The sequence below is a fragment of the Actinoplanes sp. NPDC049599 genome (genome assembly GCF_044465625.1).
In the GTDB taxonomy this organism is placed as follows: Bacteria; Actinomycetota; Actinomycetes; order Mycobacteriales; family Micromonosporaceae; genus Actinoplanes.
Map to the genome: position 1 here is coordinate 23,207 of NZ_JBITLX010000047.1, position 26,219 is coordinate 49,425.

The window sequence follows — 26,219 nt, forward strand, 5'->3', positions numbered from 1 at the left end:
GCCGGTCAGCAGAGCGGGATGCCGTTGCGGCAGGCCTTCTGGACGTTGGCGTTGTGCTCGTCGTTGGTGACCGCGAACGCCGAATTGCCGTCCTTGTCCACCGCCACGAAGTACAGCCACGGCCCGGCGGTCGGCGCCTCGGCGGCCTTGAGCGCGGCCTCGCTGGGGCTGTTGATCGGGCCGAGCGGCAGGCCGACCCGCAGCTCCGTGGTGTACGGGTTCTTCGGGTCCTGCAGCAGCTTGTCGGTCATCTTCCCGGAGTGCTTGCCGTCCTTCTCCTGCAGATCCAGCCAGTAGTTGGTGGTCACGTCGAACTGCAGCGGCATCTTCGCCTTGTACGCCCGGTTGTACGCCACCCGGGCGATCTTGGGCAGGTCGCCGGCGGTGCCGGACTCGGCCTGGCTCAGCGACGCCACGATCAACGCCTCGTACGGCGAGACGGACAGGTTGTTCTGCACCTTTTCGACGAAGCCCAGCTCACCGGTGACGGAGAGGAACTTCTGCACCATGATCCCGAGGATCTCCTCGGCGGTCGACTTCGGCGGGAACTCGTAGGTGTCGGGGAACAGGAAGCCCTCGATGCTGGTGGTCGCGGCCTTCCTGCCGTCCCGGCGGTTGTACCAGAACGCGGGCACGCCCAGCGCCTTCGGATCCTTCGCCGCGGCCTGGAAGTCGGCCAGCGGGATGCCGGTGCCCTTGGCCAGCAGCTCGAAGGTCTGCCGGGCGGTCTTGCCCGGCGGGATGAGGATGCCGGACACCACTCTGGACTTCGGGTCCAGCATGAGCGCGACCGCCTGCTCGGCGGCCATCTGCTTGCGCATGTTGTACGTGCCGGACTGGATGTTCTTGCCCTTGGGGTTGGCATCCGCCGCCTGGGTGAACGCGGCTGTGCTCTTCACCACATCGGCGTCCACGAGCACGTTGCCGATCTCGGTCAGCGAGGAGTCCTTGGCGATCTCCACCTGCACCGCGTCGGTGCCGGGGCCGTCGTAGTCGGCGGCGGTGAAGAAACCCTTGATCTTCGAGTAGCCCAGGTATCCGCCGACGCCGAGCACGCCCAGCAGGATGAACACCATGAGGAAGGCGACGGCGGACTTGCCCTTGCCGCCGCCCTTCGAGCCGCGGGCGCCCCGCCGATGACGGGGTCTGCCCTTCTCGGCCTGTTCGTCGAACGCCAGGTCCAGCTCGTCGATCATCTCGTCTGCCTCCGCTGCGCGTCCAGCCAGCTCTGCAGGATCTCCACCGCGGCCGCCTGATCGACGACCGCCCGTTGCCGCTTGCCCCGGACACCACGTTCGGCCAGCCTACGGGTCGCGACCACGGTCGACATCCTCTCGTCCGCCAGGACGACCGGAACCTGCCCGACCGCACGTTCCAGTCGACCAGCGTACGCACGAATGTCGATGGCGGCAGCCCCCTCCTCGCCGTTGAGGCGCACGGGGAGGCCCACCACGATCTGCACCACCTCGTGCTCCCCCACGAGGCGGACGAGCTGAGCTATGTCGCCGGGTACGGCGTCGGGCGCCGCACCCATGTCACGGGCGACGGTGACCAGGGGGGTGGCCAGGATTCCGTCAGGGTCACTGAGTGCGACCCCGACGCGGACCTTACCCACATCCACGCCCAGCCGCCTACCCCGCGACAACCCCAACATTTTCCCGGCCTCCCGCTCAGGCGGCCTCGCCAACCGCCCGCTCCACCGCTGCGAGTAGAACATTCACCTGGTCAGCGGGCACTCCGCCACCCTGAGCGAGATCGGCGTTGCCGCCGCCCCGGCCGGAAAGCGCGCCCTTGACCAGGTCCGCCGCGGACAGCCCACGACTCTTCGCCGTGGCGTTGATCGCTACGATGAGTGACGCCTTGCCGTTCGACCGGGCCGCCACCGCGACCACCGCCGGACGCGCCGCGTCGATCTTGCCGCGGATCTCCTGGGCCAGCGTACGCACGTCGTTGGTCGCCGCACCCTCCGGCGCCTCGGTGCCGACGTACGCCACGCCGCCCAGCTCGCGGGCCTGCGCCGCCAGCGCGCCGGCGCCGCCGAGCACCATCTGCGCGCGCATCTTCTCGAGTTCCTTCTCGGCGTCGCGCAGCGCCGTCACGGTCTGCTCGACCCGGTCCGCGACCTGGTCGCCGGGCACCCGGAACAGCTCCGCGAGCCGCGCCACGAGCAGGTGCTCCTTGGCCAGGAAGCCGAACGCGTCGATGCCGACGAGCGCCTCGACCCGGCGGACGCCGGCGCCGATCGACGACTCGTTGAGGATCTTCACCAGGCCCAGCTGACCCGAGCGCGCCACGTGCGTGCCGCCGCAAAGTTCACGCGCGTAGTCGCCGACTTCAACTACTCGGACCTCGTCGCCGTACTTCTCCCCGAACAGGGCCATCGCGCCGAGCCGGCGCGCCTCGGACTGCGAGGTGACGAACGCATGAACTTCCAGGTCACGCAGCAGCACCTCGTTGACCTGCTGCTCGACGTCGTGCAGCACCGTGGGCGAGACGGCCCCCGGGGTGTTGAAGTCGAAGCGCAGCCGGCCCGGCGCGTTCAGCGAACCCGCCTGGGTCGCCGACTCGCCGAGGAACGCCCGCATGGTCTGGTGGATCAGGTGGGTCGCGGTGTGCGAGCGCGAGATCGCCTTGCGGCGGGTCACGTCGATCTCCGCGAAGCCCGCCTCGCCGGCGCGCACCTCGCCGCGGACCACCCGGGCCTTGTGCACGATCAGGCCGGGCAGCGGCTGCTGCACGTCGACGACCTCGACCTGGCCGCCGCCGACGTTGATCAGCCCGGTGTCCGCCTGCTGGCCGCCGCCCTCGGCATAGAACGGGGTGGTGTCGAGCACCAGCTCCACGTAGTCGCCCTCGCCCGCCACCTGCACCGCGCCGGAGTCGCCGAGCAGCGCGCGCACCCGCGACTCGCGGGTGACCTCGGCATAACCGGTGAACTCCACCGGGCCGCCGTTGTCGAGCACCGCGCGGTACGCCGACAGGTCCGCGTGGCCGGTCTTACGCGCGGCCGCGTCCGCCTTCGCGCGGGACCGCTGGTCGGCCATCAGCCGGCGGAAGCCGTCCTGGTCGACGTCGAGGCCCTGCTCGGAGGCGATCTCCAGGGTCAGGTCGATCGGGAAGCCGTACGTGTCGTGCAGCTGGAACGCCTGCGCGCCGCTGAGCTTCGCGCCGCCGGACCTCTTGGTCTCGGTGATCGCCGAATCGAGGATCGTGGTGCCCGCGCGCAGCGTGGACAGGAACGCCTCCTCCTCCGCGTACGCGTACGTGGAGATCCGGCCGAACTCCTTCGCCAGCTCCGGGTACGACGGCGCCATGCAGTCGCGGGCCACCGGCAGCAGCTCGGGGAACGTCGCGCCCTGCCAGCCGAGCAGGCGCATCGCCCGGATCGCCCGGCGCATGATCCGCCGCAGCACGTAGCCGCGGCCCTCGTTGGACGGTGTGACCCCGTCCCCGATCAGCATCAGCGCGGTGCGGACGTGGTCGGCGATCACCCGCAGCCGCACGTCGTCGGGGTGCGACAGGCCGGCCTCGTGACCGGAGTGCGCGCCGTAGACCTTGCCGGCCAGCTCCGCCGCGCGCGCCAGGATCGGCTTGACCTCGTCGATCTCGTACAGGTTGTCGACGCCCTGCAGGATCGACGCGACCCGCTCCAGGCCCATGCCGGTGTCGATGTTCTTCTTGGGGAGGTCACTGACGATCGTGAAGGTGTCCTTGCTCTTCACGTCGGTGATCTCGTACTGCATGAAGACCAGGTTCCAGTACTCCATGTACCGGTCCTCGTCGACCTCCGGGCCGCCCGCCTTGCCGTAGTCGGCTCCGCGGTCGTAGAAGAGCTCGGAGCAGGTGCCACCCGGGCCGGGGATGCCCATGTGCCACCAGTTGTCCTTCTTGCCCCGGCGCACGATCCGCTCGGTGGGCACGCCGGTCGCGCGCCACATCTCGGCCGCCTCGTCGTCGTCGAGGTAGACCGTCGCCCAGATGCGCTCCGGGTCCAGCCCGAAACCGCCCTGCTCGACCGGGTTGGTCGACAGCTCCCAGGCCAGCCGGATCGCCTCGGCCTTGAAGTAGTCACCGAACGAGAAGTTGCCGTTCATCTGGAAGAACGTGCCGTGCCGGCTGGTCTTGCCGACCTCGTCGATGTCCGGCGTCCGGATGCACTTCTGCACGCTGACCGCGCGCGCGTACGGCGGGGTGCGCTGGCCCAGGAAGAACGGCACGAACTGCACCATGCCGGCGTTGATGAACAGCAGGTTCGGGTCGTCGATGGCGGGCAGCGGGGCACTGGGCACGACCGTGTGCCCGTTCGCCTCGAAATGCGCCAGGAAGCGCCGCTTGATCTCCGCCGTCTTCATCGCTGGTCCTCACTCGCATGCCGGCCGGGCGCGTCGTCGCGCAGCTCGGCGAACTTGTCCTCGTAGAGCTCGCCCGCGGCGAAGGCCTCGTGGATCTCCTGCTCCCGCTCGGCCATCCCCTCGCGGACGTCATCCACGAAGCTACGCAGCGACTCCACCAGGCCGCCAGCGGATTGCGACAGCGAGGTGGCGATGCCGGTGGGGGTGAACTCGTTGGCCTTACGGGTGACCTTGCGCACGACGATGGCGCCGACGGCCAGGCCGACACCCAGCCAGAGCAGCCGCTTCATGGCGGTGTTCCTTCCGAGCTAGAAACTGGAGATGGGTCAGCGGGCCGCGCGGGCGGCCTTGCGGCGCTGCTTGAGGGAGGCGCGGACCTCGCGCTCGTCCTCGGCGTGCCGGCGGGCGGCGGCGGCCTTGCGCAGGCCGTAGCCGAACGACGCCACCTTGATCAGCGGGTTGGCGGCGGCGGCCGACACCACGGTGGTCAGGTTGGCCACGCTCGCCGTGATGTTCTGCGCGTGCTCGGTCATCGTGTCGACCTTGGCGAGCTGCACGTTCACACCGTCCAAAGAGATCTGGACCTGGCCCAGCGCGGTGTTCACGTTGCCCACCGTCTCGGTGACGTTGCCGAGCAGCGGCCCGGTGCGGTCGTTCAGGTCGTTGATCGCCTGGGTGGTGGCATCAACGGTGTGGCGCAGCTTGAGGATCGGCACGGCGAGCACCAGCACGAGCATCAAAAACGCGCCCGCCGCGATCAGGCCTGCGATTTCTCCGGCGGTAACGTCCATCTACGCGTCTCCTCTACTGACGTGCCTCACAGCGTGACAACGTGCAGACCCTACCGTCCGTGACCGGAACGCGCGTCACGACGGCGTCGGTGTCGGGTCCAGCAACGTGTCGTTCGTCAGCACGGGGTCAGGCGTCTCGCCGATCAGGGAGGGATCCACGGCAGGCTGAGGCTTGAGCCGCGGGTCGGTGACGGCGTTCTGCACCTTGATGCTCACGGTCGAGCCGGTGCAGGTCGCCGGGTCCGTGGTGGGCACCAGCCCGTCCGGCCCGGTGGACGGCAACGTGGCCGGATCCTGCGCGGCGACGGCGTCAACCGCGCAGCCCGGCGGCCGCACCCACAGGTCCAAACTGAACTCGTCCCGGGTCCAGCACGTGTACCGGCCGGTGGTGTTCGGCTGGTCGGAGCACTCCCCGCCGCGGGCCCGCCAGCCGGCCGCGGTGAGCGCGGCGGAGTAGGCCTTGTCGGTCTCCTCCAGCGGCCGGTCGGACTGCGCGGTCCGCTCCCGGAACCGGCAGTCGAAGAAGCACCAGATGCTGCCGCTGGTGCGATCGTCGATGTTGTTGTCGGCCCATCCGGGCACCCCGAGCGCGTCCAGCGAGTTGAACACCGGGTCCCGCGTCGCCGACCGGATCCCGAACAGCAACGGCAGCAGCCCGAGCACGATCACGCTGAGCGTGACCAGCGTGATCACCCGCAGCCGCCGCTCGGTCCGCAACCGGGCCCGCAACTCGGCCCCGGCCCCGCGCAGCCCGCCAGGCGATTCACCGCCGGCATCCTCTTCCGGTACGGCCACAGCGCCGACAACCGCAGCAGCAACAACCCGCCCCGGCGGGGTGACCTCGGCCCTGACCCGGCCGGTCAGCTCACCGGCACCGCGCCCGGCAGGCTCGGCCTTACCCCGCCCGGCCGGCTCGACCGCACCCGGCACTTCGGCCTTGCCCCGCCCGGACAAATCGGCAGCACCACGACCCGGCACCTCCGCGGCCCCACGACCGGTCCCGTCAGCAGTCCCACGACCGGTCCCGTCAGCGGTCCCACGACCCGGCACGTCGGCAGTCCCGCGACCCGGCACCTCCGCAGCCCCACGACCGGGCCCGTCAGCAGTCCCGCGGCCGGAAATACCCGGCACCTCGGCAGCGCCTCGGCCCGGCACACTCGCCGCGCCCCGGCCGGGCGCCTCGGTGGCTCCGCGACCAGGCACTCCAGCGGCGCCATGGGCGGAAATCTCGGCCGCTCCCCGGCCCGGCAGCTCGGGCGTGCCCCGGCCGGGGACGCCGGCGGCGCCGCGACCGGGCAGATCGGACGTGCCGCGCGTGGGCACCTCGCCGGTCCCCCGCCCGGGGGGCGCGGCTGCGGCGCCACGGCCCGGCAGGAGATCGGCGGCGCCGCGACTCTGCGGCAGCTCGGGCGTGCCCCGGCCCGGGGTCACGGGCCCGGTGCCACGAACCGGCGGGACCTCGGCGGCGCCCCGGCCGGGCAGCGCCGGACCGGTGCCGCGGACAGGCCGGCCGGGATCGTCCAGGCTGGCCGGACGCGGCGCGGCGCCGATGTGATCGTCGCCATGCGGGCCGGCAAGGCCGCTCGGCTGGCCGGGAGCCGCAAGCCCACCGGCCTGACCCGGAGCACCCGGGCCACCGGGCTGACCGGGCCGCGGCAGCCCGCTGGGCTGACCGGGCCGCGAGCCGGGACCGGTCGAACCACCCGGCCGGCCGACGCCCGGCTGGCCGGGCCCGCCGCGCGGAACGGGACCCGTCGCCCCACCGGGTTGCCCGGGGCCGCCGCGCTGCGCCGGTCCGGCGGGGTGGGCGGGGCTACCCGGCCGCGCGGAACCGCCGCCCGGCCGGGCGCCACGGGGCACCGCTCCGGGCTGGCCAGGACCACCGGGCTGATTCGGGATGCCCGCCTGGTTCGGAATGCCGGCCTGGTTCGGAATGCCGGCCTGGTTCGGGATGCCGGGCTGAACCCCGGCCTGATGCGAACCGCCGGCCTGGGCACCGGCTTGGCGAGAGCCGCCCGGCCGCCCGGCCTGGTGAGAGCCGCCCGGCTGAACGCCGGCCTGATGAGAACCACCCGGCTGAACCCCAGCCTGGTGAGAACCACCGGGGAGGCCGCTGGGCAGGCCGGGGCCGGAGAGTCCGCGAGCCGGGCCACCGGGAGCCGGGCTGCCCGGGCGGATCGGCAGGCCACTCGGGTCGGCGGGGCTGACCGGGTTGCTCGGGTGACGGCCGCCGGGGCCGTTCGGCTGCTGGCCGGGCGCACCGCGGCCCGGCGCGGCGCGGCCGGGGGCACGGACTGCGCCGGCGCTGTGCTGGCCGCTCTCGATCGGGCCGGAGACCTGTCCGGGACCCGGGTAGCCGGGAGGGCCGGCGAGACCGCTCGGCTGCTGATCGGGCGCGGTGCGACCGCCCGGCGGCCGGCCGGGTGCCGCGCGCCCACCGGTCTGATGGCCGGGGGGCTGCTGGCCCGGAGCCGGCGGCTGACCGGGTGCGGCCCGGCCCGGCGCCGGCTGGCGCATGCCCTGCTGACCCGGGGCGGGACGACCGCCCGGCGCGGGACGACCGCCCGGCACCCGGCCGGTCCCTCCCGGATCCGTTCCCGGCTGGACCCCACCGGGCTGACCCACACCGGGCTGACCGGGCTGGCCGGCGCCGGGCTGACCGGCGCCGGGCTGGCGCGGGCCCTGGGGAGCGGCACCTGGCTGGCCGGGCACGGGACGACCCTGCGGCTGACCGGGCACGGGACGACCCTGCGGCTGACCGGGCACGGGACGACCCTGCGGCTGACCGGGCCGGGCTACCCGCCCGGTGCCCCGACCCGCCGCGCGGGCCGCGGCCTCGCCGGCACGCGCGATCTGACCGGTGGTGCCGATGACGCCGGAGTTGGTGGTTGCCATCGCACCGGCGCGGCCGGGGACGGCGGGTGTGCGGACGCCTTCACGCCCGGGCACCACGGGCGGAACCACGGCCGACGCGCGAACCGGCGGCACGGCCGGGCCGGTGGCCGGACCACCACGCCCCGGGGTGCCAGGTCCACCACGACCGGCAGGGTCAGGAACGCCGCGGCCGGCGGCGGCAGGTCCACCACGGCCTGCAGGGTCGGGACCACCACGCCCAGCGGAGCCAGGTCCGCCACGGCCTGCAGGGTCGGGACCACCACGCCCAGCGGAGCCAGGTCCGCCACGGCCTGCAGGGTCGGGAACGCCACGCCCAGCGGGGTCGGGAACACCACGGCCGGCAGGGTCGGGAACGCCGCGGCCACGGGGACCGGCGGCGTCGCGGCGGCCGATCGTTCCGGTGCCGGGCTCGTCGTCGGGGTCGGGGGCGCCGTGCTGGCCGCCGGAGCGACCGGTGGGCTCAGGGGCGTCGTGGCGGCCGTGCCGGCCGCCTGACTCGGGCGGGAAGCTGTCGGGGCGTGCGTGCGCGGCCGCACCGGCGTTGCGGGCGCCGAAGGGCTGACCTTCGGGACCCGGGACGGCGGACACCGGCCGGCTGGCGCCGCCCGGCCGGACGGCGTGGCCACCGGTCGCGAAGCCGCTGATCTCGTCGGACGCGGCGTGGCCACCGGATGGCTCGGGCGCGGCATGGCCACCGCGCACGACACCCGGGTGCTCCGGCGCGGCGTGACCACCACGGACCACCCCCGGCTGCTCCGGCGCGGCGTGACCACCGCGCACGACACCCGGCTGCTCCGGCGCGGCGTGACCGCCGCCGCGGCCGAAGCCGGGCTGGGCCGGCGGGCGGGCCGGGGAGGTCGGGCGGACCGGCGGCACCGCGGGCGCGTTGCCCGAGGCGGGCACGGCCGACGTGGGGCTGACCGCCGGGAAGGCGCCGGAGGGGCTCGGGTCGATCCGGCCGCCCCGGTTGCCGGCGTCGATCTGCCGGCGGCCGTGGCCGGGAGCCGACAGGTCGCCGGGCTCCGGCGGCACCGGAGCCGCGCGGCGACCGGCCGGACGGATGCCGGGCTCGCTGCGATCGATCGGCGCGTGCCGGCCGGTGGGCTCGCCGGTGCCCGCGCCGTGCCGGGATGCCGGTGGGCCGGCCGGAGGCTGACCAGGGCCGGCCTGGCCGGGAGCGGACTGCCAGGCGCCGGTCGCATGCTCGGCGGAGCCGGCCTGCCAGCTCGGCGGCTGCCCGGCACCACCCGGAGACCGCGGACCACCAGGCGCACCCGGCCCGGAACCGCCCGGCCCACCCGAAACAGGACCGGTACCCGGGAAAGAACCAGCACGCGGACCAGAGCCGGCACGCGGACCACCCGACACACTCGGACCAGAACCAGCGCGCGGACCACCCGGCGCGCCCGGACCAGACCCAGCACGCGGACCACTCGGCGCGCCCGGACCAGAACCAACACGCGGACCACCCGGGGCACCCGGACCAGAACCAACACGCGGACCACCCTGCCCACCCGCAACAGCCCCGCCACGCGGACCAGGGCCGCCCCGCGGCCCAGCCGGAGACCCGGGAGCAGCCGCAGACCGCGGCCCAGCAGGAGACCCCGGAGCAGCCGCGGCCCGCGGCCCAGCAGGAGACCCCGGAGCAGCCGCGGCCCGCGGCCCAGCAGGAGACCCCGGAGCAGCCGCGGCCCGCGGCGCCGCCGGAGATCGCGGAGCCGCCGGGAACGGTGACTCATCATCCAGCGGATCGTCCGGGCCCGGTGCACGACGGCCGCTTTTGCTCGTACGGGCCTCGCCCTCCCGAGCCCCCGGGCCGATCGCCGACCGGTCCTCCTTGGCGCTGCGCAGGTCGTCGAGCCAGCCGGTCTCCTCGCGGGGCACCTCGACGGGCTCGACCGGCTCCGGCCGGCCGCGACCGAACAGGCGGCGGCTGCGGCCGGCCTGTTCGCGCTGGTCGGCCTCGTCGTCGGGCCTCTCGGCACCGCGCCTGCTCACGGCTGGTCCTCTCCGGCGGCTGGGCCGCTGTCGGTCGTTTTCGGCCCGTCGGCGGACGGGCGGTTCGTGCCGCCCGGGCCGGGTGGCGGGGGTCCGGGGTCCGCGGACGGGCCCCGCACGATTCTGCGCAGACGGGGCAACCGCTCGCCGACCGCACGTTCCGCGCCGTGGTCGGTCGGGCGGTAATAGTCCGCGCCGATCAGATCATCCGGCACATACTGCTGCCTAACAACACCCTTCGGGTCGTCGTGTGGATACCGGTAGCCCTTGCCGTGACCGAGACCACGTGAGCCGGGGTAGTGCGCGTCCCGCAGGCCGGGTGGGACCGCGCCGCCGCGACCGGCCCGGACGTCGGCCAGGGCCGCGCCCAGCGCGGTAGTCACCGCGTTCGACTTCGGGGCGGTCGCCAGGTGCACCACCGCCTGTGCCAGGTTGAGCTGGGCCTCGGGCAGGCCGACCGACTGGACGGCCTGTGCCGCCGCGGTGGCGATCAGCAGCGCCTGCGGGTCGGCCATGCCGATGTCCTCGCTGGCGAAGATCACGATGCGCCGGGCGATGAACCGGGGGTCCTCGCCCGCGACCAGCATCCGGGCCAGCCAGTGCAGCGCCGCGTCCGGGTCGGAGCCGCGCATGCTCTTGATGAACGCGCTGATCACGTCGTAGTGGGCGTCGCCGTCGCGGTCGTAGCGGACCGCGGCCACGTCGACGGCCTGCTCGGCGGTGGCCAGGTCGATCTCGGTCACACCCATCGCGGTGGCGGACCCGGCCGCGGCCTCGAGGGCGGTCAGCGCCTTGCGGACGTCGCCGCCGGCCAGGCGTACCAGATGCTCCTCGGCCTCGTCGGTGAGCGTGACCGCGCCGCCCAGGCCGCGCGGGTCGGTGACCGCGCGGCGCACGAGCTGCCGGACGTCGTTCTCGTCGAGGGCCTGCAGGGTGAGCAGCACGCAGCGGGACAGCAGCGGCGAGATGACCGAGAAGTAGGGGTTCTCAGTGGTCGCCGCCAGCAGCGTCACCGTCCGGTCCTCGACCGCGGCGAGCAGCGAATCCTGCTGGGTCTTGCTGAAGCGGTGCACCTCGTCGATGAACAGCACGGTCGGCGGGCCGCCGGCGCGGCGTTGCCGGCGGGCGGTGTCGATGACCGCGCGGACGTCCTTGACCCCGGCGGTCAGCGCGGACATGGCCACGAACTTGCGGTCGGTGGCGCCGGCGACGAGGTGGGCGATCGTGGTCTTGCCGGTGCCGGGCGGGCCCCACAGGATGACCGACATCGGCGTGGTGCCGGTGACGAGCTGGCGCAGCGGGGCGCCGGGGGCGAGCAGGTGCTGCTGGCCGACCAGCTCGTCGATGCTCGCCGGGCGCATCCGCACCGGCAGCGGCGAGTCCTCGGACCAGGTGGTGAAGCCCGCGGACTCCGCACCGGCCGGCGACGCGGTGCGGACACCGCCCGGCTCGGTCAGGGGGAACAGTCCGTCGAGTTCCATCGGCAACGACAGTACCGGCCCGCCCTCGTGTGCCGGAAATGCACCAAAGGCGGGCCGTATGCCGAAATCAACGGATCAGCCGCGGCCGGGACGACGGCCGTAGAAGCGACGGCCACTGCCGCTGCCGCCGCCGGCCCGCGGGCCGCTGCCCACGCCGGCCAGGTAGAGCGAGAGGAGCAGCAGGCCGAGCGAGGCCATGGTCGAGAAGTTGAACAGGTCGGGGGCGCCGAGGTTGGTGTCGAACAGGTCGAGCAGCAGCCAGATGCCGAAAACGATCGCGGCGGCGATAGCAAGCATGGATTCCTCCGGGGGGATGAGAGCACTTGTCGTGCTACTACCCCCCAGGTGGTCGCCGATAAACTCCACCGTGGACGTGCCCGCTCAGGGCGCCGGTGCGGGCTCCGGGGCCGGGGTGACGGGGGTCACCGCGGCCGGGCCGCGGGCGACCAGGTAGAGCGGCGCCGCCACGGCGATCACCCCGGCGCCGACCAGCAGCGCCACCGGCAGGCTCACCGCCGACGCGACGGCCGTGAGGGTGACCAGCCCGATGGCGCCCGCCGGCTGGCCCACCATCGAGTTGAGCGAGATCAGGCTCGCCCGGTACGGCCCGTCGACCTGCCGGTGCAGCAGCCCCATGTGCACCGGGCTGGACGCGCCGTGCACCGTGTAACAGACCAGGAACGCGGCGATCACGCCCACCGGCCCGGCGAACAGCGCCATGCCGGCCACCGTCGCCCCCTGCAGCAGGCGCAGCACGAAGCCGGTCCACGGCGCCCCGATCCGCCGGGCCAGCAGCGGGATCAACGCCGCGCCCAGGGCCGACGCCAGCCAGGCCACCGACCCGACCGGGCCCATCAGCGCCGACGCCCGGCCCGGGTCGCCGAGCACCTCCGCCAGCCGGACCGGCATCAGGCTCTCGAAGGCCACCATGCCGAAACCCCAGAAGAGCTCCACGGCGATCAGCGCCACGATGACCCGGGAGCGGCGCAGCAGGCTCAGCGCGCCGCCGACTGCCGCCGGCACACCGCGGACCGAACCGGCCAGTGCGGCGAGCCCGCGGTGCGGGCGCCGCTCGGTCATCAGCAGCGCCACCGCGGCCAGCGACACGACCTGCAGGCCCAGGGCCACGTAGACCGGCAGGCTCAGTGCCGTGACCCCGGCGAACGGGTCGAGGGCCACCAGCCCGCCGGAGCCGAGCGCACCCAGCCCGATGGCGACGCCGAGCACCGCACCGCTGCGGCTCAGCCCGGTCTCGATGTCGGCGTGCTCGTCGGCGGCCAGGGCCTGGTCGACGTACCAGGCTTCCAGCGGCCCGCTGTCGAGCGCGCGGTAGACACCCTGCAGCCCGTAGACGACCACGAAGAGCAGCACCGAGTCGGCCACGGTCAGCAGCGCCAGCGAGATGATCGCGAGCACCCCGGCCAGCAGCAGCACCGGGCGGCGGCCGATCGCGTCGGACAGCCCGCCGGTCGGCAGCTCCAGCAGCAACACGACCAGGCCCTGCAGGGCGGCGGCCGAGCCGTACTGGGCCAGGGTGAGGCCGCGCTCGAGCGGGAGCAGCACGATCACCGGGATCATCAGGCCGACCGGCAGCCAGCGCAGCGCGACCAGGCACAGGAACCGCCGGCGCGCCTGCACGGCCGTCAGCGCGCTCACGACGGGTCCGCCCTCGGGACCGCGTACAGGTAGAGGAGCACCTGCCGAGCGTCCGGGCCGGGCTCGGTCTCGCCCAGGACGCGGTAGCGCTCGATCACCGTGCCGAGTTCGGCGGTGAGCGCGCCGAGCTGCTCGGTGCCCAGGTTGACGAAGTAGTCGGAGAAGCCGGCGGCGGCCCGCCAGGCCGGCGACGCGTCGGGCCGGGCCCGCCGCCAGCGTTCCGTCTCCTCCACGAAGCGCCGCAGCGCATAACTGTCGAGCCAGTCGGCCGCGGCGGTCGCGTCCGGGTCACCGGCGAAGGCGTCGCGCTGCCAGCTGCTGTAGTCGTGCGCGGCCCGCCACCAGCGCTCCCGGCCGCGGCCGGCGCCCTCCTGCTCGGCGACCAGCCCGACGTCGGCCAGCTGGCGCAGGTGGTAGCTGGTGGCGCCGGTGTTGGTGCCGAGGGCCGCGGCGAGCCGGGTCGCGGTGGCCGGGCCGTCCATCCGCAGCCGGCCGAGCAGCCGGGCCCGCAGCGGGTGGGCGAGCACCCGGATCTGCTTGGCGTCGAGGTGCACCTGCGTCGGTTCCACAGTTGCACAATACTTGTGCACGCAAATTGTGCAACCCTGCCGTGGCAGGATGCGGCATGAGCGAAACCCGTCGCGCCGGGGCCGGCGATGCCGCCGAGCTGATGCGCCTGCGGCACGTGATGCTGGCGTCCATGCACCCGGGCGCGGTCACCGCCGGCAGCTGGCTGAGCGCCGGCGTCCCGGTGCTGGAGCGGCTGCTCGGCGACCCGGCGGAGCCGCTCGCCGCCTTCGTGGTGGACCGGCCCGACGAGCCGGGGCTCGCGGCCTGCGTGGTGGGCGCGGTGGATCAGCGGCTGCCGGGCCCGCGGGATTCGAGCGGACTGCGCGGGTACGTGTACAACGTCGCCACCGACCCGCGGTACCGCCGCCGCGGCTACTCGCGGGCCTGCCTGACCGCCCTGCTCGACTGGTACGCCGGCCGCGGCATCACCGCCGTCGACCTGCGCGCCTCGGCGGAGGGTGAGCCGCTCTACGCCGCGCTCGGCTTCGTCCGCACCGAGGACCATCCCGGGATGCGGCTGATCATCCCAGCGCGTTGACCGCCTTGGCGATCACCAGGGCGGCGGTGACCAGCGAGATCGCCGACTGCAGCAGCATGGTCAGCTTGGCCCAGCGGGTCAGCGGCAACGTGTCGGTGGGGCTGAACGCGGTCGCGTTGGTGAACGCCAGGTACAGGTAGTCGGCGAACTGCGGCCGCCAGTGCCCCGGCGCCAGCTCCGGCGCGGTCATCTGCGGGAACAGGAAGTCCGGGTACGGGTCGGTGCCGGCGGCCCGCTCCGGCGCCCCGCCGCGGTCCAGCTCCCAGTACCAGACCGCGAAGGTCAGCACGTTGATCAGCCAGATCGCGGCGCCGCTGCCGAGCAGTTCGGCCGCGCTGCCGGTGTCCTTGCCGCCGGCGATGGCAGTCACCAGCTTGCCGACCGACCACGCCGTGCCGAGGCTGGCGACCGCGATCAGGGTCAGGCTCAGCCGGCGCAGCATCGGGGTGCGGCGCTCCAGCCGGCCCGGGTTCGCGGCCACCAGCACGCCGATGACCACCACCTCGATCGCCGGCAGCACCCACCGCGCGCCCAGGCTGTACCGCTCGGGCAGCATCAGCTGCAGGGCGATCATCACGACGAACGCGAGAGCGAACGGCCAGCGCTGCTCGCCCCGGCTGAGCCCGCGCCAGAACGGCCGGGAACCGAGATCCTCCACCGGCTCATGATGGCCCCTTGACCTCAACCTTGCTTCAACCCGCACGCTGCGCCGATGACCGGAATTCTCGACGAGGCTCTGGGCCGGCTGCACGGCACCGGGCCGGAACACGACGGCTGGCTGTCCAACCACGGGCCGATGGCGGCTGAGGCAATGGTGCGGCACGGGCACGCGACGCGGGTGCACCGCTGGCTCGACGGCTACACGCGGCGACTGGAGCAGGCGCCGCGCGGCATCGCGCCGATCGCACCGGAGGAGTGGCGTGAGCCCCTGGGCGACCCGGTGCGCACCGGCGACTGGCTGGCCTTCTTCGACCGGGCGGTACGGACCGAGCCGTGGCCGGACGTGCTGGCGCGCTGGTGGCCGCGGCTGCTGCCGGGCATCGCCGCGGGCGCCACGCACGGGGTGATCAGGGTCGGTCACGCGGTACGGGCGCTGCGGGAACGGGAGAGCCCGGTGCGGGTGGCCGAGCTGGGACAGGGGCTGGCGTACTGGGCGGCCCGGTGGCAGCCGCTGGCCCCGGCCGGGAGGGGGCCGTACCGGGGCTCGGATCCCCGGGCGGCGCTGGACGCCGTGCCGCGCGTACCGGATCAGCGCTCCGGCATCCGGTCCCGGCTGGCGCAGCTGGCCGACCTGCCGGGCTGGCCGGCCGCGGCCGGCGCGGTGCCGGGCGACCCGGACCGGACCGTGCCGGACCGGCTGGCCGGGATCGTCACGGCCGCGGTCCGCCGGCACGCGACCCACGGGTACGGCAACCCGGTGCTGCTCGTGCACGCGGCAACCGCCCCGCTCGCCGTGCTCCGCACCCTGCCGGTGCTGCCCGCCGCACTGCACGGGCTGAGCCTCGCGGCCGCGTGGGCGGCGACCGCGGCGGTGACCGCGGCCTACGCTCCCCCGGCCGCCCGGGCGTGCACAGTGGACGCGGAGGACGCCGCGGCCGTCCTGCAGCGCGCCACCGACTCCGGCGACGCGCACGCGATCAAGTTCGCCGACGCCGCGATCGAGATGGCGGCGCGCCACCCGGACCCGCGGCTGCTGGCCGCCGCCCGGCAGGCCACCGCGCTGATCGGCGCCGGCTGACCGGCCGGGTCAGGGCTGGTCGGCGAGGCGGAACAGCAGGGTGGTCTCCCACTTGTGCTGGTCCGGCTCCTCGACCGGGTTGGTCAGCAGCACCTCCAGCCGGGCGCCCCACACCTCGCCCTCGGGCGTCGGGGTCACGTCCCACGCGATGCCCTGCCGCTGCCCCCAGTCGAGCAGGGCCGCGGTCACGCCCATCAGCTCGTCCGGGTGTCCGATATGGGTGACCGACGCGTACCGGCCGGCGGGCAGCACGTCGACGAAGGCCGGCGGGTCGACCTCGATCGGCGCGGCCAGCGGGATGCCGGCCTCGACCACCAGCTCGGCGGACATGTCGATGACCCGGTAGCGGAGGAACGGCGCGCCCACCGGGGTGACCCCGCGCTCGCCCAGCCAGCCGAACATGGTCGGGAGATGGTCGGCGACCCGGGCGAAATCGGTCATGGTGATCGACTCCCGCCGGGCCACGTAGACCTGCTCGGTACGGAACCGGATGGTGGGTTCGGCCAGCACGGGCGCCTCCAGGTGCGACGGGTTCGGCTCCATCATGGTCACCGCTCAGCTGAACCGCACCCGCATCGCCGGCCCGGACGATGGCCGGGCCCAGGCCGTGGCCGCCGGCTGAGCCGGAACCGCCGGGTGGCCGGGCCCGTCGGAGGTGGTGGAACCCGCCTGCCCGAGGAGCCCTCATGAGCTGGAACCGCGCCGTCCTCGCCCTCGCTCTGCTGATCACGCCGGCGCTCGCTGCCTGCGCCGGGCCGGCGGAGGTAGCCGGCAGCGCGCCCCGGTGGGAGTCCTGCCGGCAGGCGCAGGAGCCGGCCGAGGTCGACGCGGGTGACCTGCCCCGGCTGGACGAGGACTTCGCGGCGGTCGGCGCCGTCGTCTGCGGCGCCGACAACGAGCAGCGGCCGGACGGCAGCCGGTGGCTGATCGGCACCGAGGACCGCAGCGACCAGGTGACGGCGCTGGTGGCGGCGCTGCGGCTGCCCGGCGAGCCGCGTACCGACCAGCCCTGCACCGACGACAATCCCCGGGTGCCGTGGTTCGTCCTGCTCGACGCGCAGGGCCGCTGGGTGCGGCCGGGTGTGCCGCGCGACGCCTGCGGCAAGCACCGGCTGGAGGTTCGCCGGGCCGCCGGGTCCCTGGTCCTGGGCCGGGTCGGCACCTGGCAGATCGAGCAGATCCAGTCGGCCGAGGCGGCGGCGGCCGGCTGCAGCCAGCGGTGGGACGTCGACGTGGTGGCCCGGCACGCGCGCGGGCAGGACTGGGCGCCGGCCGTCGGCCGGCTGTTCTCCGCCCGCTCGCCGGTCCGCCTCTGCGCCTACCGGGGTCCGTCCGGTGATTTCTGGTACGGCGGTCAGCTGTCCGCGGCGCAGGGCCGGGCCATCAACAACGCAGTCCGCGTGGCGCCCCGGGGCGACCGGGCCTGCGCCGAGCCGGCCGGCCGGTTCGTGGTGCTGCGGCCGGACGACGGCGGGGAGGCCGTCCACATCGAACTCGACGGGTGCCGGCGGGTCGCCGTCACTCCGGTCAACGCGCTGCCCTCGCTACAGCGGGCCACTCCTGCGGTGCTGGCGCTGCTGACCGCCGCCCAGGTCCGCTAGCGCCTCCTCCACCGGCCGCAGCGGGGTCTTGAGCAGGCCCGCCGCCCGGGAGCTGTCCAGCAGGAGGGCACCGGGGCGGGGGCCCAGGCCGGCCTCGGCGGTTGTGCACACCGGCACGGTGGCCCGGTCCAGGCCGTGCCGGGCCGCCACCAGCCGGCCGAGCTCCGCCCGGCTCAGCGTCTGCGGGCCCGCCACGTTGATCAGCCCGGCGTAGCCCCGCGCCGCCAGCTCCAGGATCGCCGCGGCCAGGTCGGTCGCGTCGATCGGGCGGCGGTACTCGTCGGTGAACAGCGCGCCCCGGGACCGGCCGGTGGCCAGGTCGAGGGCGAGCCGCACCTGCTTGCTGCGGTCGTCGCCGACGATCAGGGAGGTGCGGACCACCGCCGCCCCCGGGTCGATCGCGGCCACCGCGGTCTCGGCCGCCGCCTTGGCCGCGCCGTAGCGGTAGACCGGCGTCGGCGACTCGTCATCGAGGTACGGCTCCGGGCGGCCGCCGTGCACCGCGTCGGTGGAGACGTGCACCAGCCGGGCGCCGGCAGCAACCGCGGCCAGGGCCACGTGGGCGGCGCCGTCGGCACAGATCGTCCAGCTGTCCGCCCGGTACGCGGTGTTGACCACCAGCTCCGGCCGTACCCGGGAGACGAGCGCGTGGACCGCGGCCCGGTCGGTGATGTCCAACCTGGACCAGCCGTCGGCGCCGGAGGTGGAGGTCCCGTGGACCTCCGCGCCGGTCGCCGACGCCAGCCGCGCCACCTCGCTGCCGAGGTGACCGCTGGCGCCGACGATCAGCGTCCGCATCAGTTCGAGTGCTGCACCGGGAGCGCGACGCCGTCGGTGCCCGGCGCCGGCGCGGTGGCCTTCGGCTTGGCGTCGATGCCGGCCTCCAGCCGCTGCTGGCCGGTGATCGGCGTGGGCGCGCCGGTCAGCGGGTCGAAGCCGCCGCGGGTCTTCGGGAACGCGATGACCTCACGGATCGACTCGTTGCCGGAGAGCAACATGCAGGTGCGGTCCCAGCCCAGCGCGATGCCGGCGTGCGGCGGCGGGCCGTACTTGAACGCCTCCAGCAGGAAGCCGAACTTGTCCTGCGCCTCCTCCGGGGTGATGCCGAGCAGGTCGAAGACCCGGCTCTGCACATCACCGCGGTGGATACGGACGCTGCCGCCGCCGATCTCGTTGCCGTTGACCACGATGTCGTACGCGTATGCCAGCGCCTTGTCCGGCGCGGACTCGAAGTTGTCCAGCCACTCGTCGTTCGGCGAGGTGAACGGGTGGTGCACGGCCGTCCAGCCACCGTTGTCGGTCTTTTCGAACATCGGCGCGTCGACCACCCAGCAGAACGCCCAGGTGGACTCGTCGATCAGGCCGGACCGCTTGGCGATCTCGATGCGGGCCGCGCCGAGCAGCTCCTGGGCCTCGCGGCGCTCGGTGGCGGCGGCGAAGAACACCGCGTCACCCGGCTTTGCGCCGACCACGTCGCCGAGACCGGCCAGGTGCGCCTCGGACAGGTTCTTGGCGACCGGGCCCCGGGCCGCGCCGGTCTCGGCGTCCAGCACCACGTACGCCAGGCCGCGGGCACCGCGCGCTTTGGCCCAGTCCTGCCAGCCGTCCAGCTCCTTGCGGGTCTGCGAGGCGCCGCCGGGCATGACCACCGCGCCGACGTAGCCACCGGCGTCGATCGCGCCGGCGAACACCCGGAACCCGGTGCCGCGCAGGTAGTCGGTCAGCTCGGTGAGCTCGACGCCGTACCGCAGGTCGGGCTTGTCGGAGCCGTACCGGTTCATCGCGTCGGTCCAGGTGATCCGCGGGATCGGCGTCTGGACGGGGTAGCCGGCCAGCTCGCCCCACAGCTTGACGACGAGCTCCTCGCCCAGGGCGATGATGTCGTCCTGGGTCACGAAGGACATCTCGATGTCGAGCTGGGTGAACTCCGGCTGCCGGTCGGCGCGGAAGTCCTCGTCGCGGTAGCAGCGGGCGATCTGGTAGTAGCGCTCCATGCCGGCGACCATCAGCAGCTGCTTGAACAGCTGCGGCGACTGCGGCAGGGCGTACCAGGAGCCGGGCTGGAGCCGGACCGGGACCAGGAAGTCACGGGCGCCCTCGGGCGTCGACCGGGTCAGCGTAGGGGTCTCGATCTCGTGGAAGTCGTGCGCGTGCAGGATCTCCCGGGCGATCTGGTTGGCCCGGCTGCGCAGCTTCAGCGCGTTGGCCGGGCCGCTGCGCCGCAGGTCCAGGTAGCGGTACTTGAGGCGGAGGTCGTCGGAGGCCGTGATGGTGTCGTCGACCGGCAGCGGCAGCGGCGCAGCCTCGGAGAGCACGACCAGCTCGGCCGCGGTGACCTCCACGGCGCCGGTGGGCAGCTCGGGGTTCTCGTTGCCGGCCGGGCGCTGGGTGACCTCGCCGGTGACCTTGACGCAGAACTCGTTGCGCAGCGCGTGCGCGTCCTCCTCACGGAAGACCACCTGGACGACGCCCGAGGCGTCCCGCAGGTCGACGAAGATCACGCCTCCGTGGTCGCGCCGGCGGGCGACCCACCCGGCGAGCGTCACCGTCTGACCGGCGTGGCTCGCGCGCAAGCTGCCGGCGTCATGGGTACGGATCACGGAAACTTCTCCTCACAGGGTTACGGGGCGCATCCGACATTGTGTCAGCTGCGCCCCGCACGGCTGCGCACCGGCCCGGAGACGCCCCGGTCACTCAGGCACGATGTACGCAGTCGCCTGCAGGGTGACCAGGTTGTCGCCGTTGACCCCGGTGACGGTGACAACGACCATGCTCTGGCTGTCACCCCGGCTGTTGGCGGCGGCGAGCGACGTCTGGATGCAATACGCGTCACCCTTGCGCATGGGGTACTCCTTGGTCGACGGGATCGCGCTGAACTGGATCTGCTCGGCGCACTCGTTCGGCGTCATGGCGCTCTCCCCCACCGCCGCGACCACGCCGTCGGTGAACTCCATCTTGGCGATCCCGCCCGTACACGCGTCCAGGGAGATGTCCGCCGCGCCCTCCGCGTCGAGCCGTGGCTCGTCCAGGTCGACGTTCCGCTTGTCGCAGCCCGTCACCTGCACGTTCAGCGTGCGCTTCTCGTAGGAAAGCTTGAAGACCGACTGAGGGTTGAGGGGCGCGTTGCTGGTCTCCGCCGGACCCGGCTCGGCCAGACCCGGGTCGCCGGTGGATTCCGGTTCCGCCGTCGGGTCCGCGGTCGGCGCCGTGCCGGGCGGATCGCCCTGCGGAGGCTGGAGCGCCGCGACGGCGTCGACGGCGTCGTTCGCCTTGTTCAGCGCCCAGGCCGCCACCCCGAACGAGCCGAGCGCGAGCAGCACCGCGACGGCGGCGACCAGCATGGCCAGCCGCGCCACCACACGACCCGACCGGGCGGGCGGTGGGGCGGACGGGGGTGACCCGTAGGGCGGCCCGGAGACCGGAGGCTGCCCCTGCGGACCGGGCCCGCCGACGGTGGCCTGGCCGAAGACGGGCGGACGGGCAGCGGGCGGCCCGGAAACGGGCGGCCCGGAAGGACCGCCGGAGGGCGGCTGCGGTGAGGTCAACGCGACTCCAAGATCGACGACCGGCGCGACTCGGTCGAACGGACACGAGGAGCGCCGGAACGGCTGAAAACACTTTTTCAGGCGCCGGACGGTACGCAACACTCGATCGGCGCGCATCCGGGACGATATTCCGCACCTCGTCGGCCGTGCATCGATGATTAAGGCGAGAGTGGTGACCGAAAGCACGAGTACGCACACACACAGTCGGTTCCGCGACCGGTGGCGCGCCCTGAACATGGGCGACAAGGCCGGCGTCATCTCCGCCGTCCTCGCCGCGTTGACCGCGGTCGCGGCGGGCGGCAGCTGGGCCTGGAAGCAGACCACCGGCCCGGAGGACAAGCCGGCCACGCCCGCAGCCCCGACGGCCGCACCGGCCGCGAACGCGCCGCTGACCACCGCGCCGACCGGCACCGCGCCGCCGGTGGTGAGCGCCGGCACCCCGCTGGACACCGTCTCCCGGGTCGGCGGCGAGGTCACCGCGCTGCCCGACGAGCTGACCGCGGCCGACTATTCGCGGCCGGTCGTCGTGGAGTGCCCCAGCAACGAGACGGGTGACCAGGCCCGGACCCTCACCTACGACCTCGACCGCCGGTTCCGCACGTTCACCGCGACCGTCAGCGGCTGGGCGGAGACCCGGAACGCGGACCCGGTCGAGGTGCGGGTCTACACGAAGATCCGGCAGCCGGACGACACCTTCCGCACCCTCGAGGTGGGCGTGCAGCAAAGTGTTGTCAACGAGGCCGGCCGGGCGTTGAGCGCCAAGGTCACCGGGACGGACCAGCTGCTGGTGGAGGTCGCCTGCCACCGGCCCGGCGGCGTGGTGATCCTGGACGGAGCTGCACTCGGCAACTGACGTCGGTACGTAGCATTCCGTCCATGGCAGCTCGCAGTTCCGCGGATTCCCCCGTCGTCGACCGGCTCGACCGGCAGATCCTCCAGGGGCTGCGGCTCGCCCCGCGGGTGCCGTTCGCCCGGCTGGCCGCCGTGCTCGCGGTCTCCGAGCAGACCGTCGCCCGGCGCTACCAGCGGATGCGCACCGCCGGGCTGATCCGGGTCTTCGGGCAGGCCAACCCGGAACGGCTGCCCGGCACCACCTACTGGACGCTGCGGATCTACTGCCGTCCGGGCACCGCGGCCACCACGGCGCAGGCGCTGGCCCGGCGCACCGACACCAGCTGGGTGACGATCGGGGCCGGCGGCGTCGAGCTGAGCTGCACGGTGCAGGTCACCGAGGGCCGCGACGGGCCGGAGGGCCTGCTGCACCATCTGCCCCGGGCGGCCAACGTGCTCTCGCTCAGCGCCCACCAGGTGCTGCACCGCTTCGTGGGCCGCGGCGAGACGGACTGGATCGCCGGCGACGACCAGCTCGGCGCGGACCAGCTGGAGCGGTTGCTGGACGGCACCGAGCCCGGGATGCCGGTGGGTGAGGATCTGCGGGTGGCGGCGCGCGGCGACGCCCGGGTGGAGCCCGGCGACCGGCCGCTGTTGCGGGCGCTGGCCACCGACGGCCGGACCGGCTACGCCGCGCTGGCCGCGGTCACCGGCTGGACCCAGCGCCGGGTGGCCCTGCGGCTGGGCGCGCTGATCGAGGCCGAGGCGGTGTACTTCGACACCGAGGTGGCGGCGACGCTGATGGGCTTCCGGGCCGCGGCGAGCCTGTGGATCACCGTGGCGCCGGCCGATCTGGCCGCGGTCGGCGCCCGGCTCGCCGACCACCGCCAGCTCGCCTGGGCGGCGGCGGTCACCGGCACCGCCACCATCACCGCGGCCGCGTTGTGCCGCGACGCCCAGGAGCTGTACCGCTATCTGACCACCGAGGTCGCCGCCATCCCCGAGATCCGCACCTGCGAGACGGTGCCGGTGCAGAGCCGGGTCAAGCACGCCGTCTCAATCGTGGACGGCGGCGTACTCGGCGGGCCGGTGCTCTGACCGCGCCGGTCCGGCCGGCCGGACCAGGACCAGCACGGCGACCCCGCCGAGCAGGCCGACCCCGGCCGAGACCAGGAAACCCGCGTCCAGCCCGGCCACCGCCGCGCGGTGCAGCGCCCGGTCGACGGTGTCGCGCAGCCCGTCCGGCAACGCGGCCAGGATGCGGCCGGCCTGCCCGCCGGCGAGGGCGTGCGCGGTGCCGGCCGGCTCCGGGGCGCCCTGCCCGGCCAGGTCGTCCTCGGCCCGGCCGGCGAAGACGGTGCCGAGCACGGCGATGCCGATCGCGAAGCCGAGCTGCCGGGCCGTGGTGACCGCGCCGCCGGCCATGCCGCCGCGGTGCGCCGGCACCGCGCCCATCGCGGACTCCGCCAGCGCCGGCATCACCAGGCCGACGCCGGCGCCGATCACCGCGTACCCGGCCAGCAGGGCGGGCCAGCTGGACTGCGCGCCGAGCAGCAGCGCGCACAGGGCGCTGCCCGCGCCGATCAGCAGCATCCCGCCACCGATGATCAGCCGTGGCGACCGGCCGTGCAGCTTCGCGCCCGCCAGCCCGGAGACGAGCACCGAGACGATCGACATCGGCAGCCCGGTCAGGCCGGCCTGCAGGGGCGAGAGGCCGATGACCGTCTGCAGCCAGATCGAGGTGTAGGTGAACGCCGCGAAGGCCGCGAAGTTCACCAGCAGCGCCGCCACCAGGATGCCGGCGAACGAGCGGTTGCGCAGCAGGGCCAGGTCCAGCATCGCGTGCGGGCTACGCCGCTCCACCAGCACGAACGCCGCCAGGGCCAGACCGCTGAGCACCAGCAGGCCCCAGGTCTGCGCGGCGCCCCAGCCCACCGCGGTGGCCCGGATGACGGCCAGCGTCAGAGCCAGCGCCGCGACCGTGAAGGTCAGCGTGCCGGCCAGGTCGAAGCGGCCGCGGCGGGCAGCCCGGTCGGCGGCCGGCGCGGTGCCGCACAGCACCAGCGCGGCGACGCTCACCGGCAGGTTGACCAGGAAGATCCAGCGCCAGCTCAGCGCCTCGGTGAGCAGGCCGCCGAGGATCGGGCCGATCGCGGCGGCCGCGCCGGAGACGCCGCCCCAGACGCCGTACGCCACGCCTCGGGAGCGGCCCTGGTAGGCGGCGTTGAGCAGGGCGAAGGTGGTGGTGAACATGGCCGCCGCGCCGACGCCCTGCACCACCCGGGCGGCGATCAGGACGGCGTCGTTGCCGGCGAGCCCGCAGGCCAGCGAGGACAGCGCGAACACGATCAGGCCGCCGACGTAGAGCCGGCGGTGCCCGAACAGGTCGCCGAGCGCGCCGGCGCCGAGCAGGAGCACGGCCAGTGACAGCGCGTAGCCGTCCACGACCCACTGCAGGGCGCTGAAGGATGTGCCGAGGTCGGCCGCCATCTGCGGCAGCGCCACATTCACGATGGTGACGTCGACGAGCAGCATGAAAGTACCGGGGCACACCGCGACCAGCGGCCACCATTTCCGCACGGGAATCTCCTGACTTAGCGTGACCGCACCACCCTCTCCCGCCGCGGGCACGATCCACCAGCCGACGGAGCCCTGCTGAGACGATCCGACTTTTCACAGCACATCAACGCCATGAAGCCTCGTGACGAGTGGCTCAGATGAGAGAATCCACTACGTACCCTCAGCGTCGAGCCGGCGCAGCGCGGCCTGCACCGCGTCGTGCCGGGTGAGGCGGTGGCCGCTCTCCGGCGGCGGGCCGAGCGCCACCACCGCGTCGGTGACCTCGTAGGTGATCCGGTACAGCACGAGCTGGATCGCCGCCTCCCGCCACTCGGCCGCCCGGGCGGGGAGCGGCCGGTGCCCCAGCACGGTGGTGAACCAGGCCGGGAACAGCTCGTGCTCCGCGACCGCGGTGTCGATCCGGTCCCGGACGTACCCGGCGAGCCGGTCGGTGACCGTGGCGCCCGGATGGGCCCGGAACTCCTGCTGCCGGGTCGCGTCCCGGCGCAGTTCCTGCTCGGCGGCGTCACGCTGGGCCTGCGCCGCGACCAGCGCCTCCTCCTGCTCGCGCAGGCCGGTGCGCGCCTTCCGGTACGCGCCGGCGGCCCGGTGGAAGGCCCAGCCGCCGGGCTTGGCGGCGGCGAGCGCCCGGCTGGCGTCCAGGGCCCGCTGCCGGGTCCGGGCCAACTCCCGTTCGCGGTCCTCGAAGAGCTCAAGCCGGCGGCGCCGGGCCGCGCGGGCGTCGTCGTCCAGCAGCGACGACCGGAGCCGCTCGGCCTCCCGGACGTCCGCGACCAGCGACCGGAACGCGGCCGGCACGGCGTCCAGGTCGACCGGGACGATGCCGTGCTGCCGGCGCAGCAGCCCCTCGAGCAGCTGGCACTCGCCCTCGATCCGGGCCGCCCGGAGCGCGAGCTCCCGCAGTCCACGCTGGACCTGCCGGCGGAACTCGGCGTGCTCGGCGACGAGCGCGTCCAGCCGCTCGTCGGTGGCGTCGATGCGCTTGCCGGTCTCGGTGGCCTGCTTCTCGACCGACCGGGAGAGCCGCCGCATGTCCGCCGCCAACTGGGTCCGCAGCTGGCCGGTGCTGTCGCCGATCTCGCTACGCAGCCTGGCCGCGACCCGGGCCAGGTCGTCGGAGCCGGCGGCGGTCACGAGCCGGTCCGGGCCAGGACGCGGCCGGTGCGCCAGAGCCCGGCCGCGACGGCGAGCAGCAGCAGCGACCCGAGCAGCGCGGCCGCCGGCAACAGGTCGGCGATCACCAGGCCGGCCGGCACCACGGCAAGAACGAGCACCACGTACGCCACCAGCAGCAGGCGGCGCCCGTACCCGGCCACGATGTCGTCGACCACTTCCATCAGCCGGTCGGCGTCGTGCAGCACCGGGTCGAGCCGCTCGGCCCGCCGCAGCGCCTCCGCGTCACGTCCCTCGAGGTCGGCCAGTTCGTCGTGGCGGGCGCGCAGCACCCGTTGCCGGGCGAGCAGCAGGTCCCGCCGTTCCGAAGCACCCACGCGCACTCCCCGTCACGTAGAGCTGCATCAAAAACACTGAGCGCTAACGGCACTCTACGGGCTAGTCCCTGTCGCCTCTGGCGAGGTGGCCCGTTCCGGGCTGAAAATCGTGTTGGTCGCCCGCTGACGTCGTGTCTCCTTGATTCGTACGAG

Annotated in this window: 24 protein-coding genes; 6 read left to right on the forward strand and 18 right to left on the reverse strand. The window is 74.1% G+C overall.

All coding sequences use genetic code 11. The annotated features are described in order from the left end of the window. Positions 1–5 precede the first annotated feature (5 nt). From mltG to ACIBQZ_RS41645, 6 genes are all read right to left on the reverse strand, one after another. On the reverse strand, positions 6–1,196 hold the full coding sequence (gene mltG, locus ACIBQZ_RS41620) for an endolytic transglycosylase MltG (RefSeq protein ID WP_396094476.1): 1,191 nt from the start codon (positions 1,194–1,196) through the stop codon (positions 6–8). Beyond that, positions 1,193–1,654: a Holliday junction resolvase RuvX gene (ruvX, locus tag ACIBQZ_RS41625; protein ID WP_396094499.1), complete on the reverse strand. Its 462-nt coding sequence runs from the start codon at positions 1,652–1,654 to the stop codon at positions 1,193–1,195. Before ruvX ends, mltG begins: the two co-directional genes overlap by 4 nt. Positions 1,655–1,670: 16 nt before the next feature. Then, entirely contained in the window at positions 1,671–4,352 is a 2,682-nt protein-coding gene (gene alaS, locus ACIBQZ_RS41630) for an alanine--tRNA ligase (protein WP_396094477.1), read from the reverse strand. Further along, positions 4,349–4,642: a hypothetical protein gene (locus tag ACIBQZ_RS41635; RefSeq protein ID WP_396094478.1), complete on the reverse strand. Its 294-nt coding sequence runs from the start codon at positions 4,640–4,642 to the stop codon at positions 4,349–4,351. The genes alaS and ACIBQZ_RS41635 overlap by 4 nt, the downstream gene beginning before the upstream one ends. 36 nt (positions 4,643–4,678) lie before the next feature. Continuing rightward, positions 4,679–5,143, reverse strand: a complete 465-nt coding sequence (locus ACIBQZ_RS41640) for a DUF948 domain-containing protein (RefSeq protein ID WP_396094479.1) — start codon at positions 5,141–5,143, stop codon at positions 4,679–4,681. Between the two features lie 75 nt (positions 5,144–5,218). Continuing rightward, positions 5,219–6,097: a hypothetical protein gene (locus ACIBQZ_RS41645; RefSeq protein WP_396094480.1), complete on the reverse strand. Its 879-nt coding sequence runs from the start codon at positions 6,095–6,097 to the stop codon at positions 5,219–5,221. A gap of 1,266 nt (positions 6,098–7,363) precedes the next feature. Between ACIBQZ_RS41645 and ACIBQZ_RS41650 the strand changes: the two genes are divergently transcribed. Then, the gene (locus tag ACIBQZ_RS41650; protein WP_396094481.1) at positions 7,364–8,533 is read left to right on the forward strand and encodes a hypothetical protein; all 1,170 of its coding nucleotides are present in this window, start codon (positions 7,364–7,366) and stop codon (positions 8,531–8,533) included. A gap of 1,499 nt (positions 8,534–10,032) precedes the next feature. Here ACIBQZ_RS41650 and ACIBQZ_RS41655 read toward each other — a convergent pair. From ACIBQZ_RS41655 to ACIBQZ_RS41670, 4 genes are all read right to left on the reverse strand, one after another. Continuing rightward, positions 10,033–11,517 (reverse strand): replication-associated recombination protein A, encoded by a 1,485-nt coding sequence (locus tag ACIBQZ_RS41655; RefSeq protein ID WP_396094482.1) that lies wholly within the window; start codon positions 11,515–11,517, stop codon positions 10,033–10,035. Positions 11,518–11,592: 75 nt separating this feature from the next. Beyond that, positions 11,593–11,814: a hypothetical protein gene (locus tag ACIBQZ_RS41660; RefSeq protein WP_203766852.1), complete on the reverse strand. Its 222-nt coding sequence runs from the start codon at positions 11,812–11,814 to the stop codon at positions 11,593–11,595. A gap of 84 nt (positions 11,815–11,898) precedes the next feature. Then, the gene (locus ACIBQZ_RS41665; RefSeq protein ID WP_396094483.1) at positions 11,899–13,173 is read right to left on the reverse strand and encodes an MFS transporter; all 1,275 of its coding nucleotides are present in this window, start codon (positions 13,171–13,173) and stop codon (positions 11,899–11,901) included. Beyond that, on the reverse strand, positions 13,170–13,742 hold the full coding sequence (locus ACIBQZ_RS41670; protein WP_396094484.1) for a helix-turn-helix domain-containing protein: 573 nt from the start codon (positions 13,740–13,742) through the stop codon (positions 13,170–13,172). The genes ACIBQZ_RS41665 and ACIBQZ_RS41670 overlap by 4 nt, the downstream gene beginning before the upstream one ends. Positions 13,743–13,798: 56 nt before the next feature. On the opposite strand from ACIBQZ_RS41670, the gene ACIBQZ_RS41675 reads away from it, so the two are divergent. Further along, complete coding sequence (locus ACIBQZ_RS41675) at positions 13,799–14,281, forward strand: GNAT family N-acetyltransferase (protein ID WP_396094485.1); 483 nt, start codon at positions 13,799–13,801, stop codon at positions 14,279–14,281. On the opposite strand, the gene ACIBQZ_RS41680 is transcribed toward ACIBQZ_RS41675, so the two are convergent. After that, positions 14,265–14,939, reverse strand: a complete 675-nt coding sequence (locus ACIBQZ_RS41680; protein ID WP_396094486.1) for a hypothetical protein — start codon at positions 14,937–14,939, stop codon at positions 14,265–14,267. The two genes, ACIBQZ_RS41675 and ACIBQZ_RS41680, sit on opposite strands and share 17 nt — an antisense overlap. A gap of 54 nt (positions 14,940–14,993) precedes the next feature. Between ACIBQZ_RS41680 and ACIBQZ_RS41685 the strand changes: the two genes are divergently transcribed. After that, positions 14,994–16,019, forward strand: a complete 1,026-nt coding sequence (locus ACIBQZ_RS41685) for a questin oxidase family protein (protein ID WP_396094487.1) — start codon at positions 14,994–14,996, stop codon at positions 16,017–16,019. Between the two features lie 9 nt (positions 16,020–16,028). Here the strand turns inward: ACIBQZ_RS41685 and ACIBQZ_RS41690 are convergent, their stop codons facing one another. Further along, positions 16,029–16,565: a GyrI-like domain-containing protein gene (locus tag ACIBQZ_RS41690; protein WP_396094500.1), complete on the reverse strand. Its 537-nt coding sequence runs from the start codon at positions 16,563–16,565 to the stop codon at positions 16,029–16,031. 140 nt (positions 16,566–16,705) lie between these two features. Between ACIBQZ_RS41690 and ACIBQZ_RS41695 the strand changes: the two genes are divergently transcribed. Continuing rightward, positions 16,706–17,620, forward strand: a complete 915-nt coding sequence (locus ACIBQZ_RS41695) for a hypothetical protein (protein WP_396094488.1) — start codon at positions 16,706–16,708, stop codon at positions 17,618–17,620. Here the strand turns inward: ACIBQZ_RS41695 and ACIBQZ_RS41700 are convergent. The 3 genes from ACIBQZ_RS41700 to ACIBQZ_RS41710 form a co-directional block, all read right to left on the reverse strand. Then, positions 17,564–18,418, reverse strand: coding sequence for a sugar nucleotide-binding protein (locus ACIBQZ_RS41700; RefSeq protein ID WP_396094489.1), 855 nt, complete (start codon positions 18,416–18,418; stop codon positions 17,564–17,566). The two genes, ACIBQZ_RS41695 and ACIBQZ_RS41700, sit on opposite strands and share 57 nt — an antisense overlap. After that, positions 18,418–20,220: an aspartate--tRNA ligase gene (aspS, locus tag ACIBQZ_RS41705; RefSeq protein WP_396094490.1), complete on the reverse strand. Its 1,803-nt coding sequence runs from the start codon at positions 20,218–20,220 to the stop codon at positions 18,418–18,420. The genes ACIBQZ_RS41700 and aspS overlap by 1 nt, the downstream gene beginning before the upstream one ends. Before the next feature lie 90 nt (positions 20,221–20,310). Next, positions 20,311–20,976 (reverse strand): hypothetical protein, encoded by a 666-nt coding sequence (locus ACIBQZ_RS41710; protein WP_396094491.1) that lies wholly within the window; start codon positions 20,974–20,976, stop codon positions 20,311–20,313. Positions 20,977–21,337: 361 nt separating this feature from the next. Between ACIBQZ_RS41710 and ACIBQZ_RS41715 the strand changes: the two genes are divergently transcribed. Together ACIBQZ_RS41715 and ACIBQZ_RS41720 are read left to right on the forward strand one after the other, a co-directional pair. After that, complete coding sequence (locus ACIBQZ_RS41715; RefSeq protein ID WP_396094492.1) at positions 21,338–22,018, forward strand: hypothetical protein; 681 nt, start codon at positions 21,338–21,340, stop codon at positions 22,016–22,018. A 23-nt stretch (positions 22,019–22,041) separates the two neighbouring features. Continuing rightward, positions 22,042–23,094: an Lrp/AsnC family transcriptional regulator gene (locus tag ACIBQZ_RS41720; RefSeq protein WP_396094493.1), complete on the forward strand. Its 1,053-nt coding sequence runs from the start codon at positions 22,042–22,044 to the stop codon at positions 23,092–23,094. Here the strand turns inward: ACIBQZ_RS41720 and ACIBQZ_RS41725 are convergent. The 3 genes from ACIBQZ_RS41725 to ACIBQZ_RS41735 form a co-directional block, all read right to left on the reverse strand. Then, the gene (locus tag ACIBQZ_RS41725; RefSeq protein ID WP_396094494.1) at positions 23,053–24,576 is read right to left on the reverse strand and encodes a DHA2 family efflux MFS transporter permease subunit; all 1,524 of its coding nucleotides are present in this window, start codon (positions 24,574–24,576) and stop codon (positions 23,053–23,055) included. The genes ACIBQZ_RS41720 and ACIBQZ_RS41725 overlap by 42 nt on opposite strands. 150 nt (positions 24,577–24,726) lie before the next feature. Further along, positions 24,727–25,710: a hypothetical protein gene (locus ACIBQZ_RS41730; protein WP_396094495.1), complete on the reverse strand. Its 984-nt coding sequence runs from the start codon at positions 25,708–25,710 to the stop codon at positions 24,727–24,729. Then, the gene (locus ACIBQZ_RS41735; RefSeq protein ID WP_396094496.1) at positions 25,707–26,066 is read right to left on the reverse strand and encodes a hypothetical protein; all 360 of its coding nucleotides are present in this window, start codon (positions 26,064–26,066) and stop codon (positions 25,707–25,709) included. The genes ACIBQZ_RS41730 and ACIBQZ_RS41735 overlap by 4 nt, the downstream gene beginning before the upstream one ends. Between the last annotated feature and the right edge of the window lie 153 nt (positions 26,067–26,219).

Excerpts from the sequence above, each read along its gene's own strand:
- mltG (WP_396094476.1), bottom strand. The coding sequence starts at position 1,196 with ATGATCGACGAGCTGGACCTGGCGTTCGACGAACAGGCCGAGAAGGGC.
- ruvX (WP_396094499.1), bottom strand. The coding sequence starts at position 1,654 with ATGTTGGGGTTGTCGCGGGGTAGGCGGCTGGGCGTGGATGTGGGTAAG.
- alaS (WP_396094477.1), bottom strand. The coding sequence starts at position 4,352 with ATGAAGACGGCGGAGATCAAGCGGCGCTTCCTGGCGCATTTCGAGGCG.
- ACIBQZ_RS41635 (WP_396094478.1), bottom strand. The coding sequence starts at position 4,642 with ATGAAGCGGCTGCTCTGGCTGGGTGTCGGCCTGGCCGTCGGCGCCATC.
- ACIBQZ_RS41640 (WP_396094479.1), bottom strand. The coding sequence starts at position 5,143 with ATGGACGTTACCGCCGGAGAAATCGCAGGCCTGATCGCGGCGGGCGCG.
- ACIBQZ_RS41655 (WP_396094482.1), bottom strand. The coding sequence starts at position 11,517 with ATGGAACTCGACGGACTGTTCCCCCTGACCGAGCCGGGCGGTGTCCGC.
- ACIBQZ_RS41660 (WP_203766852.1), bottom strand. The coding sequence starts at position 11,814 with ATGCTTGCTATCGCCGCCGCGATCGTTTTCGGCATCTGGCTGCTGCTC.
- ACIBQZ_RS41675 (WP_396094485.1), top strand. The coding sequence starts at position 13,799 with ATGAGCGAAACCCGTCGCGCCGGGGCCGGCGATGCCGCCGAGCTGATG.
- ACIBQZ_RS41685 (WP_396094487.1), top strand. The coding sequence starts at position 14,994 with ATGACCGGAATTCTCGACGAGGCTCTGGGCCGGCTGCACGGCACCGGG.
- ACIBQZ_RS41690 (WP_396094500.1), bottom strand. The coding sequence starts at position 16,565 with ATGATGGAGCCGAACCCGTCGCACCTGGAGGCGCCCGTGCTGGCCGAA.
- ACIBQZ_RS41695 (WP_396094488.1), top strand. The coding sequence starts at position 16,706 with ATGAGCTGGAACCGCGCCGTCCTCGCCCTCGCTCTGCTGATCACGCCG.
- ACIBQZ_RS41700 (WP_396094489.1), bottom strand. The coding sequence starts at position 18,418 with ATGCGGACGCTGATCGTCGGCGCCAGCGGTCACCTCGGCAGCGAGGTG.
- ACIBQZ_RS41720 (WP_396094493.1), top strand. The coding sequence starts at position 22,042 with ATGGCAGCTCGCAGTTCCGCGGATTCCCCCGTCGTCGACCGGCTCGAC.